The sequence below is a fragment of the Luteibacter sp. dw_328 genome, assembly GCF_018449605.1.
Lineage (GTDB): Bacteria > Pseudomonadota > Gammaproteobacteria > Xanthomonadales > Rhodanobacteraceae > Luteibacter.
On record NZ_JAAVUW010000006.1, the window covers coordinates 1 to 12,800 of the forward strand.

General features: G+C 64.0%; 8 protein-coding genes. 5 read left to right on the top strand and 3 right to left on the bottom strand.

Annotation, left to right across the window (positions count from 1 at the left end):
- The first annotated feature begins 128 nt into the window (after positions 1–128).
- Positions 129–1,733: an ExeA family protein gene (locus HB634_RS15070; RefSeq protein WP_063571106.1), complete on the top strand. Its 1,605-nt coding sequence runs from the start codon at positions 129–131 to the stop codon at positions 1,731–1,733.
- A 2-nt stretch (positions 1,734–1,735) separates the two neighbouring features.
- The gene (locus HB634_RS15075; protein ID WP_063571107.1) at positions 1,736–2,419 is read left to right on the top strand and encodes a rhomboid family intramembrane serine protease; all 684 of its coding nucleotides are present in this window, start codon (positions 1,736–1,738) and stop codon (positions 2,417–2,419) included.
- Here HB634_RS15075 and HB634_RS15080 read toward each other — a convergent pair.
- Positions 2,408–3,148 (bottom strand): glutamine amidotransferase, encoded by a 741-nt coding sequence (locus tag HB634_RS15080; RefSeq protein WP_063571108.1) that lies wholly within the window; start codon positions 3,146–3,148, stop codon positions 2,408–2,410. The two genes, HB634_RS15075 and HB634_RS15080, sit on opposite strands and share 12 nt — an antisense overlap.
- Positions 3,145–4,962 carry a GspE/PulE family protein gene (locus HB634_RS15085; protein ID WP_213949142.1) on the bottom strand — a complete coding sequence of 606 codons (1,818 nt, stop codon included), beginning with the start codon at positions 4,960–4,962 and terminating at the stop codon, positions 3,145–3,147. The genes HB634_RS15080 and HB634_RS15085 overlap by 4 nt, the downstream gene beginning before the upstream one ends.
- Positions 4,963–5,027: 65 nt before the next feature.
- On the opposite strand from HB634_RS15085, the gene glyQ reads away from it, so the two are divergent.
- Positions 5,028–5,942, top strand: coding sequence for a glycine--tRNA ligase subunit alpha (gene glyQ, locus HB634_RS15090; RefSeq protein WP_063571110.1), 915 nt, complete (start codon positions 5,028–5,030; stop codon positions 5,940–5,942).
- Positions 5,932–8,076: a glycine--tRNA ligase subunit beta gene (glyS, locus tag HB634_RS15095; protein ID WP_213949143.1), complete on the top strand. Its 2,145-nt coding sequence runs from the start codon at positions 5,932–5,934 to the stop codon at positions 8,074–8,076. The genes glyQ and glyS overlap by 11 nt, the downstream gene beginning before the upstream one ends.
- Before the next feature lie 70 nt (positions 8,077–8,146).
- Here glyS and HB634_RS15100 read toward each other — a convergent pair whose 3' ends face one another.
- Positions 8,147–8,758 carry a helix-turn-helix transcriptional regulator gene (locus HB634_RS15100; protein WP_157504238.1) on the bottom strand — a complete coding sequence of 204 codons (612 nt, stop codon included), beginning with the start codon at positions 8,756–8,758 and terminating at the stop codon, positions 8,147–8,149.
- Between the two features lie 576 nt (positions 8,759–9,334).
- On the opposite strand from HB634_RS15100, the gene HB634_RS15105 reads away from it, so the two are divergent.
- Positions 9,335–12,379, top strand: coding sequence for a TonB-dependent receptor (locus HB634_RS15105; protein ID WP_213949144.1), 3,045 nt, complete (start codon positions 9,335–9,337; stop codon positions 12,377–12,379).
- The last annotated feature ends 421 nt before the right edge of the window (positions 12,380–12,800 follow it).

Below are 12,800 nucleotides of genomic sequence, written 5' to 3' on the forward strand. Positions count from 1 at the left end.
CCGGCCCCTGTGGGAGCCGCTTCAGCGGCGATAACCAGATTGCGGCACCCGGCCCGCTGCCGCGGGATCGCCGATGAATCGGCTCCTACAGGGGCCAACGGCCGGGGCCAATCGGCTACATTAGGCTCATGTACTTACAGACCTTCGGGCTGCGCGAGCTGCCATTTGGCGACGCACCGGATCCGCGCTTTGCCTGCCTGTTCGCACGCGAGCGGGAAATTCTCGCGCATGTCGAATATGAGCTGACATCGACGACCTCCAGCGTGACTCTCGTGACAGGCGAGGCTGGTGTCGGCAAGAGCCTGCTTTGCCTGTTGGTGGAAGCGGATGCACCCAACCACGGGGTGCGCGCCGTTCGTCAGGCTGCCGGTGACTATGCGCTGGAAACGGTAGCGTGGCTGCGCGCCATGTATGCGGGGTTCGGGTTGCCGTTACCCCTGAGTGCCGAGGCCAACACGGAAGACCATCTGGTCGATGGGCTCGCTGCCGGTCTCGGGAGGATTTCCCAACACGGCAACCACCGGTACCTCTTGATCCTGGATGACGCCGATCAGCTTGCCGATGACGATCTGGCGATCGTCGAGCGCTTGCTCCTCGCCTGCGAGAACGTCGACGCACCTTTCCACATCCTGCTCGCGGGTCTGCCGGCACTGCGCGAACGACTGTCCGGCCCGTCGGCGCCATCGATCGCGGCTCATGTGCGCAGCCGTATGCCCATGCCGGTGTTGAGTGGTGATGAGAGCGAGCGCTATGTTCGTCACCGGCTCCACGTCGCAGGCACGACCCACATGCCTTTCAGCCGTCTCGGCCTGCGCACGCTTCGCGACGATGGCAAAGGCAACCCTCGCCGCCTCAACGCGTTGGCACACCGTGCCCTCGAGCGCGCAGCTGAGCGGGGCGAACAGTCGATAGGCGAGCGGGCGCTCGGATTCGTCGCCCGAGAGGTGCTGCCGCAACATGCTCGGTACTGGCTCCGTCGCTATCGGAAACCCCTCCTTGCGGTGGGCGCCATGCTGGCCATCCTGTTCGTCGGCGGTGCCGCGACATGGTTCCTGTCCGGGCGCAGTCCCTCGCGGCCGAAGAACCTTGTCACGGTGACCCCCGAGCAAGCGCTGGCGAAACTGAGTGATGCCTTGCCCGCAGCGGATGTGGGGAAGGTGAGGGTCTGGGGGGAGCTGCTCGCACGATGGCAGGTCGGATCGAAGGACACCTCGGTCGCCAATGCGATGAACTGCGATGCGGTCATTTTCCCTGGCTTTGCCTGCGTCAGCGGGCGGGGTTCACTCGACCAGCTGCGCCGTTTCGACCGGCCGATCGTGCTCGAACTCGACGACGCTCACGCCAGGCAGCAGGTGCTTCTGGTCGGTGCGGGCGACCAGGCCATCCGGCTCTATCTGGGCGGCAAATACGTCGAACTGACCCGTGACGTCTTCGAACGTGTATGGAACGGTCGCTTCTATGCCGTGTTCCGTGTCGACCCCGCCATGCCCGGAAAATTGACTCGTGGCGACGCTGGCGATGGCATGCACTGGCTGCTTGGTCGCCTTCCGCCCGAGGCCAATCCTGGCGGTTCATCGCCGTCGACGACCTTCGATCGGACGGTGGAGGCGCGGGTCCGAAACCTGCAGCAGCGGTTCGGCATTGCGGCCGATGGCGTCGTGGGCCCCGAAACGATGTTCGCGCTGTCGTCGCTGGAAGCAGAAGGGCCGCATCTCGCCCGCGGCGTGCCTTGAGCATGTTCGTCCATGTCGACACGCGCAGGCGCTCGCGCCTGTGCTGGGCCACGATCCTCATCGTCATCGTCTGCGTGGTGTGTTTCGTCGCGCTGGCCCTGAGCGGGTTGGACGAGCGTCTGGCGGTCATGCGGCGCTGGGGCACCGTGCCGGCTCACCTGCTCAGCACTGGACTGCCCCTGTGGCAGCAGCTCAGCGATCCCGCGCTTCTGCGGCTGTTCACGGCGATATTCATCCACGGCGGCTGGTTGCATCTGGTCAGCAACCTGCTCTTCCTCGTCATTTTTAGCCTGCCCGCCGAACGAAGCCTCGGCTCCCCGCGCTTTCTCCTGCTCTTCCTGCTCGGCGGCGTGGTGGCGAACCTGATCGGTGCCATTTCGTTGACCGGAACCGGTGTGCCGATCGTCGGATGCAGCGGAGCCGTATCCGCCGTGGTGGGTGCTTATGTGACGCTGTTTCCGCGGGCGAAGCTCGGCCTCGTGCTTCCTCTGGGCCTCTTCCTCGAGTTCGTGCGCGTGCCGGCATTCGTACTCATCGGCATCTGGGCGCTGGTGCAGCTGCTCTTCAGTTATGCGGGCGCGAGCTATGGCGCCGTCGTGTGGTGGACCCACATCGGCGGCTTTGTCTTCGGCATCGTCTTCGCGTTGTTTTCGCGCGGGGCCATTGTGCGCCGCTTACGCGGCTGACATCTCGCGCGGCGCGTGCAGGTGCTCGCGCACGAAGTGACGCAGCAACCGGGTGGCCACGGGTGTCGCCACGACGGCGGCCAGCATGTCGTCCGGCGCCTGGCCTTCGTCACGAAGCACGTCGTGCTTGCGCCGGATGTAGGCGCGCATCACTTCGGCGGAAAATTCCGGGTGGAACTGCGTACTGACCGCGTGCTTTCCGTAACGGACCAGATGGTGCGGATCGCGTTCAGAGCGCGCAAGGGCGATGGCGTCCGGCGGGAGCTCCATCACGCTCTGTTCGTGAGTGGCATGGGCGTGGAATCTTTCCGGCAGCGAGGCACCGAGTGATTCGTCGGCCGCGCGCTCCGTTAGCGTCGTGAGGCTCACCGTACCCATTTCGCGCCCGCCGGGAAGGTAGTCGACACGGCCGCCGAGCGCATGCGACATCAGCTGGTGCCCGTAGCACACACCCAGAAGCGGCAGGTCGACATCCATCGCATTCCGGATCCAGCCGGCCGTGCGTTCGCTCCACGCCAGTCGTTCGGTCACCATCGATGCGGAACCGGTGATCACCGCGCCGGCACACTCACCGGGCTCGGGGAGTCGATCGCCTTGCTCGACATCGATGATGCGCAGGTGTGTCGCGCGAAGACGCAGGCCAAGCTGGAACCAACGAGGGAAGTCGCCGTGACGTGCGCTGATCACGTCGGGTGCGCGGCCGGTACGCACGATGAGTAGGGGTTTCATGGGGAAATTGTATCGTCGATATCGGTGGGCGGAAGGACGTTGAGGACTTCGCGCGCCGTCGTGACGCCGGCGGCAACCTGCGCCGCCGCGGAGATGCGCAACGGTTTCATCCCGTCGCGCAGGGCGGCGGCACCCAGGCGCGAAAGGTCCAGTTCGGCGGAGATGAGGCCACGCAACCGCGACGAGACGGGCATCATTTCGTAGATGCCGGTACGACCGAGAAAGCCGGTCTTCCGGCACTCCAGGCAACCCACCGATTCGAACACGCGCTCGGGCACGGGAATGTCCCAGCCATGCGTGACGGCACGCCATTCGTCAGGATCCTGCGTCGTTGCCCGCTTGCAGTGCGGGCACAACGTACGCACCAGGCGCTGGGCGACCACGCCGGTGAGCGTGGACTGGATGAGGTAGTGCGGCACGCCCAGGTCGAGCAGGCGCGTCACCGCACTTGGCGAGTCATTCGTATGCAGCGTCGACAGCACCAGGTGACCGGTGAGCGATGCCTGCACCGCCATCTGTGCGGTCTCGAGGTCGCGGATCTCGCCGATCATGATGATGTCCGGATCCTGTCGCAGCAGGGTGCGAACACCTGCGGCGAAATCCAGGTCGATCGAGGCCTGCACCTGCATCTGGTTCAGTTCCGGCGAGACCATTTCGATCGGGTCTTCCACCGTGCACACATTCAATTCCGGCTTGGCCAGATGCTTGAGCGTTGAATAGAGCGTGGTGGTCTTGCCCGAACCCGTCGGGCCGGTGACCAGCACGATGCCATGAGGCCGCTCGACCATGCCGCGCCAGAGCAGGCCTTCCTCTTCCGAGAAGCCGAGCTGCGCGAAGTCCTTCATCACCAGGTCGGGATCGAAGATACGCATGACGATCTTTTCGCCGAATGCCGTCGGCATGCTCGAGATACGCAGCTCGACCTCACGCCCACCGGCCGAACGCGTCTTGATACGGCCGTCCTGCGGGCGGCGCTTTTCAGCGACGTCCATGCGAGCGAGGATCTTGATGCGAGAGGTGACGGCGGTCATCACCGGTGGCGGTAGTTCGAACACCTTCTGCATCACGCCATCGATGCGAAAGCGCATCTGGCCGGCATCGCGACGCGGTTCGAGGTGGATGTCGGAAGCGCGCTGCTCGAAGGCGTACTGCAACAGCCAGTCGACGATGTGCACGACATGCCGGTCGTCGGCACCGAGTTCGCCACCCTTGCCCAGCTCGACCAACTGTTCGAAGTTGATGATCTTGGAGGTGTCGCCGATGCCCTTGGCGTCCTGGGCCAGCTGGATCGATCGCTGCACGCCGTAGAACTCGAGCAGGTAGCGGTTGATGTCGATCGGGCTGGCGACGACGCGGCGTACGTCGCGACGAATCATGTGGGCGAGGTCGGTAGCCCATCCGGCGTCGAAGGGTTCCGCCGTGGCAAACACCACTTCGCTGGTCGTGGAGGACACCGGCAGGATGCGGTGGCGCTGCGCATACGCGCTGCTGACCACCTGGGTGACCTGGGCCACGTTGACCTTCATCGGATCGATTTTCAGATAGGGCAGGTCCGCCTTGGCGGCGACCCATTCCATGAGACCTTCAAGGCTCAGGGGGCGTCCGTCCTCACGACGGTTCACCGGCTTCGCGTTGGCGACGACCACGAGCGGGTGGAGCTCGATCGCGGTCTTGCCGCTCCTGGACCCCATGCGGACGCGTTTGGCATCTTCCCCGGTCAGGTAGCCGTCGACCACCAGGGAGGCCAGCACCTCGTCGAGTTCGAGGCGGCCACGGCGTCCCAGGAGTGCGCCAAGTTGCGGATTGACTACCATCGCTTGCGACCCTGTGTGAATCCCACGCCGCTATACTAGCCCGCTTTATCAAGGACTCGGGAACCATGTCCGCGCCCACTTTCCAAGACGTGATCCAGACCCTGAACCGCTATTGGGCGGACCAGGGCTGCGTGCTGGTCCAGCCCCTCGATACCGAGGTAGGCGCGGGAACCTTCCACCCGGCGACCTTCCTTCGTGCGCTCGGACCCGAGCCCTGGGCAGCCGCCTACGTGCAGCCCTGCCGTCGCCCGACGGATGGCCGCTATGGCGACAATCCCAACCGACTGCAGCACTACTACCAGTACCAGGTAGTGCTCAAGCCGAACCCGGACGACATCATCGAGCTCTACATCGGCTCGCTGAAGGCGCTGGGCATCGACCCGCTGGTCCACGACCTGCGTTTCGTCGAAGACAACTGGGAATCGCCGACGCTGGGCGCCTGGGGTCTGGGCTGGGAAGTCTGGCTCAATGGCATGGAGGTGACGCAGTTCACCTACTTCCAGCAGGCCGGCGGCCTCGAATGCCGTCCCGTCACCGGCGAGATCACCTACGGTCTTGAGCGCCTGGTGATGTACCTGCAGAACGTCGACAGCATTTACGACATCGTCTGGACGCACGCGCCGCACGGCGTGGTCACCTACGGTGACGTGTTCCACCAGAACGAGGTGGAGCAGAGCACCTACAACTTCGAATACGCCAACGTGGCCGAACTGTTCCATTGGTTCGACGTATGCGAAGGCGAAGCCGCCAAGCTGATCGCCGCGGGCCTTCCGCTGCCGGGCTATGAGCAGGTCTGCAAGGCCAGTCATGCGTTCAACCTGCTCGATGCGCGTCGCGCCATCAGCGTGACCGAGCGCCAGCGCTACATTCTGCGCGTCCGCACCCTGGCCCGCGCCGTGGCCGAGGCTTACGTCGCACAGCGCGAGAAGCTCGGCTTTCCCGGCCTGAAGAAACACAAGGAGGCCGTCCATGGCCGATAAGCGCCTGCCGCTCGTCATCGAGCTGGGCACCGAAGAACTGCCGCCGAAGGCTCTCGACGACCTCGCCGCCGCGTTCGCGCGCGGCGTCGTGGAGGGTCTGGAAAAGCGCGGTGTGGCCGCCGACTACGCGTCGGCGAAGGCGTATGCATCGCCCCGCCGCCTCGCTGTGCATATCGCCGATGTCGCCGTCGCGCAGCCCGAACAGACCGTCGAACGCCGTGGCCCCGCCGTTGCCGCCAGCCTTGGCGCGGATGGTGAGCCGAGCAAGGCCCTGGTCGGCTTCGCGCAGTCCTGCGGCGTCGATGTATCGGCGTTGGAAAAACTCGAGACCGACAAGGGCGCCTGGTTCGTTTTCCGGGCCGTGAAGGCCGGGCAGCCGACCGCTGCGTTGCTGCCGGAGATCGTCACTGAATCGCTGAAGGCCCTGCCGATCCCGAAGGCCATGCGTTGGGGCAATCGCGACGACAGCTTCGTGCGTCCGGTCCATACCTTGCTGATGCTGCATGGCGCGGACATCGTCGAAGGCCAGATCCTTGGCCTGACCAGTGGTCGCCTCAGCAACGGTCATCGCTTCCACCATCCCAAGCCGATCCACGTTGCCGACGCGGACAGCTGGCTGGACGCCTTGCGCCACGCGCACGTCCTCGCCGACCCTGCCGAGCGCCGCCAGCGCGTACGCGACGAAGTCGCCCGCGTGGCCACCGGCGGCGTGCCCAGCCTGTCGGACGGGTTGCTCAACGAGATTGCCAATCTCACGGAATGGCCGGTCGGCATCGCCTGCACGTTCGAACGCGCCTTCCTCGACGTGCCGCCGGAAGCCCTGGTCACCACGATGGAGACCAACCAGAAGTTCGTCCCGGTGTTCGATACCGAGGGTCGCCTCACCGAGCACTTCATCGGCGTGGCCAATATCGAGAGCAAGGACCCGGCCGAGATCCGCAAGGGCTACGAGCGGGTCATCCGCCCGCGCTTCGCGGACGCCAAGTTCTTCTGGGACGAAGACCTGAAGTCCCCCCTGGCGGACTACCAGGAAGGTCTGAAGAACGTGACCTACCAGCAATCGCTGGGTAGCCTCTGGGACAAGACCGTCCGCGTGGCGGAACTGGCCCGGGTGATCGCCAACCGTGTCGGTGTCGATGCCGGGCAGGCCACGCACGCCGCGGCCCTCTCCAAGTGCGACCTGCTCACCCGCATGGTTGGAGAGTTCCCCGAACTGCAGGGCGTGATGGGTCGCTATTACGCCTCCCGGCAGGGTATCGACGCGAACGTGGCGGATGCGCTGGACAGTTTCTACCAGCCCCGCTTCGGTGGCGACGCCATCGCTGCTGGCAAGGTCGGCCAGGTGCTGGCCGTTGCCGAGCGCCTGGACACGCTGGCAGGCATCTTCGCCGTGGGCATGAAGCCCAGCGGCAACAAGGATCCCTTCGCCCTGCGCCGCGCCGCGCTGGGCCTGGCTCGTACCCTGATCGAGGGTGGCCTGGACATCGAGTTGCGCGCCACCCTGACCGAGGCCCTGGAGATGATTCCGGAGACGGCCCTGCTGGCAGGTGTGAAGCCGGGCAAAGACGGCAAGGTCCCAGTGGTCGATGTCGGTGCACGTCGTCGCGAGTTGGGCGACGAAGTGCAGGCCTTCGTGCTCGAGCGCCTGCGCGGCTATTACGCCGACCAGGGCTTTTCGACGGACCAGTTTGAAGCCGTGCTTGCCGTGGCTCCGGCTACGCTGCCCGACTTCGATCGGCGCCTGCGCGCGGTGGGTGAGTTCGCACGCCGCAGCGAGGCCGCCAGCCTGGCGGCCGCGAACAAGCGCGTGGCCAACATCCTGCGCAAGCAGGCCGAAGAGGCCGATGCCGCGCCCATTCCGACGACGGTCGACGCCGGGTACTTCGAGTTCGACGCCGAGCGCGAACTATATGCTGCTCTGGCGGCTGCCCGGGCGGAGTCGCAAGGCCTGCTCGCGGCAGGCGACTACACCGGCACTCTGGAGCGCCTGGCGGCGCTTCAGGCACCCGTGGACCGGTTCTTCGACGACGTGCTCGTGAACGCCGAAGATCCGGCGGTGCGCGCAAACCGCCTCGCGCTGCTTGCACAGCTCAAAGCGACCTTCGGCGCCATCGCCGATATCTCCCGCCTCTGATCCGACCGTGCTGCCTCCCACCCTGCCTGCCTTAGCAGGTGTGGTGGGAGCGGCTGCCGTATCCGGCTGATCAGGCCGCCGCGGCGCCCTTGTCGTCCTGGATACGCGACATCAGGGTGCGGCGGAAGGCAATCATACGATCGGCATAGTCGCCCTCGTTCGAGCGGGCGAGGATGGCGTACATCTCCGCAACCAGGTCCGCGTGGCGCACCGGCGAGAAACGGCTTCCCGTCATCTCGATATCCGACTGCAGTAGCTTCATCGCTGCCGCCAGGCGCGATGCGTCGAGTGCCGTCGCCGGCTGGCCGACGGCATGGTGGCTGCCTTCGCGTCCACGCATCGACTCCGACGTCTCGGTGCGGGTCGCCGGGTCATCGCCCGAGCCGTCCAGCATCATCGGGCCTTCGCCCGCTGCCAGCCACACCAGCGAAAGGCCCAGGGTCTTGGCCATGGTCACGCAACGGCCGCGCGACGGGTCGGTATTGCCGTCGCGCCAACTACGTACGACACCTTCCGAGAACCCGCAACGGCGGGCGATCTCACTGACACTGCCCGAGATCTTGATGACCGCGCGAACGCGGCTGGCGAATGAAGAGGCCGGTACGCTGGCATCTCCACGGCTGTTATCCAGGCCGCCCATGGCGGCATCAGCCAGGACGGATCCCCTCGAATTGTCATTCATGCGCATGGAACCTCGTTGTTTTCTACAGGCCGCCCCCCGGCGATTTCGCGAACAAACGCGCGAACCTCGTAATCGGTGTACAGCGATTCCCCTTCGAAAGCCTTTCGGCTGAGAAGTTTCGTAAGTTTGAGGGACTCCACGGTACCGCGCGGATGTTCCAGGCGTCGCATAACCCGTTGAGTAGACGAGCCTAACCCTTTGGTATGAAGCTTTTTACCTAGGAATGTTTCCTAGGCCGAAGTCCTAGTTTTCGTGAGAGCAAATGAAACCCCTCCGTAACCTGCTGGTAAAGCGCAAGATTTTTCGCGCTTAGCACACTGTCGCGTAAGTAATTGCTACAACATGTTTATGGAATGTAAAAATTTCGCATTGCTTACTCGTGAAACCTTACGTATATGTGTCGCGTCGCCTCCACGGGCGATAGTTCGGGGAGCGTGATCGCAGGTTGGATCATGTTGTTTAGAGGGGCATTTTACTGCCGATTCAAACCAGAGCCTGGCGTATGCCGGGCCGGGGTCGGCTTGTCGCTAATCGCAGGTTCCTGCGATAGCGGATTTTAACGGGGAGAAGCATTCAATGAATTCGCGTCAATACCGCGCAGCGTCACTGGGACGTCGCACCGCGCTCGCCCTGGCCATCGGCCTGGGTTCCGTGTCGGGTGCTGTTTTCGCCCAGGCGACCACCGGCTCCATCTTTGGTCAGGCCCCCGAGGGCGCTGGCCAGACCGTCACCGTCACGAGCGACACCGGCGTCAGCCGCACCGTCAACGTCGACTCGGCGGGTCGTTACACGGTGGGCTCGCTGCCCCTGGGTAACTACAAGGTCACCCTGAACCGCGACGGTGCCGCCGTCGACTCGCGTTCGAACGTCACCCTGCGTGTCGGCTCCGGTACGGAAGTCGCCTTCGCGGGCGCCGCCGCTTCTGCCGCCCAGGCGTCCAGCCTCGAAGGCGTCACCGTTTCGGCCAACGCCCTGCCGTCGATCGACGTCAGCGCGGTCGACTCGCGCACCGTCATCACCTCCGAGCAGCTCGCCAAGCTGCCGCTGGGCCGCAGCGCTGAAGCGATCGCCCTGCTTGCACCGGGCGCTGTCGCCGGTAGCTCGTTCTTCACCGGCCCGACCGGTAACGCCCTGGTCTCGATCGCCGGCAGTGCCGTCACCGAGAACGCGTACTACATCAACGGTTTCAACACGACCGATCCGCTCAGCGGCCTCGGTGGCATCACCCTGCCGTACGGTGCGATCGACCAGCAGGAAGTCCTCGCCGGTGGTTACAGCGCCGCGTACGGCCGTTCCGCGGGTGGCGTGATCAGCCAGGTCGGCAAGCGTGGTACCAACGAGTGGCATTTCGGTGCACAGGTGCTGTGGGAGCCGAACGGCACCAAGGCCGACCAGTACAACTACTACCGCCAGATCGGCCCGAACGCCGGTCAGTTCTATGACAACAACCGCAGCGACAAGACCTGGCGCACGACGTACGCCGCGTATGCCGGTGGTCCGCTGATCAAGGACACCCTGTACATCTTCCTTGCCGCAGAGCAGGAGAAGCGCGAAGGTCAGCAGATCACCAATCGCGATGCGCCCTTCGTCTACAAGACGAACTACAAGAATCCCAAGATCTACGCCAAGGTCGACTGGAACATCACCGACAGCAACATTCTTGAAATCACCGGTGCGCAGAACAAGCAGGAATACAACGCGTCGGTCTACAAGTACTCGTATGCGACCGGCCTTCGCGGTGCGTATACCGGTCCGGACGTGGCTGGCGTGCCGCCGAACAAGTCCGGTGCGGACCTTTACTCGGCCAAGTTCACCAGCTACATCACCGATGACCTCACCGTCACCGCGCTGTACGGCAAGATGAAGGGCACGTACTACACCGCGCCCGGCCTGGATGTCACGAACCCGTCGATTCTCACGGCAGGCAACCAGAATCCGGCCTACACGCCCAACGGCACGATCACAAACGGCAACCCGAGCGCACGCGTCAACGACCCGAAGCACAAGTCGACCAATACGAACTTCCGCGTCGACCTGAGCTACCACATCGGTGACCACACGATCGTCGCCGGTATGGATAACCAGAACGTCCGCGACAACAACGACGGTCTGACCACGTCGGGCCCCGGCTATGCCTGGGAATACAGCAAAACCGACCCGGGCAAGCCGATCATCGGCAAGCTGCCGACTGACAGCGCGTACGTTGCTCCGCCGGGCGGCCAGGGTTACTACGTTGCCCGCTACATCTACAGCACGCAGGCGTCCGTCCGTACCGCGCAGCGCGCCCAGTACATCGAAGACACCTGGCAGGTGAACGATCGCTGGTTGGTGAAGGCCGGTGTCCGTAACGACCAGTTCACCAACTACAACCAGAATGGCGAAGCCTATCTGCGTCTGAAGAAGCCGCAGTGGGCCCCGCGCCTGGGCGTCAGCTGGGACGTCAACGGCGATTCCAGCCTGAAGATCTACGCCAACGCGGGTCGTTACTACCTCGCGCTGCCGGCAAGCGTCGCGCTGCGTTCGGCCGGTGCTTCGCTGTACACCCGCGAGTACTACAACTACACGGGCATCGATGCCAACGGCATCCCCCAGGGCCTGACCCCTATCGCCAGCAGCACCGGCGGTCCGATTTCGGCCAACCGCGAGTACGGTATTGCCCGCGACCCGAAGACGGCTGCCGGTACCGACATCAAGTCGGAATACCAGGATGAGTTCATCCTCGGCTTCGATGCCCAGGCATGGGCCGGCTGGACCTACGGCGCCAAGGCCACGGTGCGCAAGCTGCGCAACGCCATCGACGACGTCGGCGACGCCGATGCCATCGAGCGCAAGATGGTCGCCAGCGGTATCGATCCGGACACCATCGGCGAGATCCAGGGCAGCTACCTGTTCAACCCGGGTCGCGCGAACACCTTCCTGGTGCCGAACACGGCCGGCGGCTTCTACAGCGTCAAGATGACCAACGACGACTTCGGCTTCCCGCACTCCAAGCGCAACTACTACGGTCTCGAAATGTTCCTCGAGCACCAGTGGGACGGTAAGTACCAGGTGAAGTTCGATTACCTGTACTCGAAGAGCTACGGCAACTCCGAAGGCCAGGTCCGTTCGGACATCCGCCAGGATACGGTCTCGGCGACGGTCGACTGGGACTACGCGGAAGTGATGCAGTACTCCAACGGCGAACTGGCCAACAGCCGCAAGCACCAGTTCAAGGTGTACGGCTCGTACCAGATCTCCTCGGAATGGCTGGCCTCGGGTAACGTCCTGATCGCATCGGGCACCCCGAAGAGCTGCCTTGGCTTCTACGGTCCGGACCAGACCAACCCGAACCTCGGCTACGGCTCGTTCTACCACTGGTGTGACGGCGAGCCGTCGCAGCCGGGCAAGGCGGGTCACAACCCCTGGACCTACATCCTTACTGGCAGCATCGAATACCGTCCGGAGTGGGCAGACAAGAAGCTGGCCTTCAACGTCACGGTGTTCAACCTGCTCAACCAGCGCAAGGCAACGCAGACGTTCCCGCAGTACGGCAGCACGGATAGCGTGAATCCGCGTTACAACGTGCCGATCTACCAGACGCAGCCGCGCTACGCTCGTTTCGGTATCTCCTACGACTTCTGATGACATCGCCACCGGGGCGATCCGCCCCGGTGGCCTTCACCGGAATAAAAACAAACGAGCCATCAGAACAAAGCATCCACGGACCGGAATGCCAAGCGTCTCCCCAGATGCCACCGGGCTTCCCGGTGGCCTTTTTGAGGCAGGTGCTTGTCAGATAAGGATTTCATCGTTAGATAGCGCTCTCCCAAGCGTTACGTAGACAGTGTGCCGTTGTAAATATTTTGTTGACACGACAAGCCCCCTAAGCCTATGTTCGGCATCGACGAATCTGGGCGGGGCATTCACAAACTGTGATGCTGCTCCCGTTCAGTAAGAGTCGTAGGACTTGTCGGGAGCAGTTTTTATGGGGGCGCTTGTCACTCTGGGAGGAGTGGCGGTGATTCCATCCCCTTGAAACGAGCACCGACGAGGCCGCCAATTT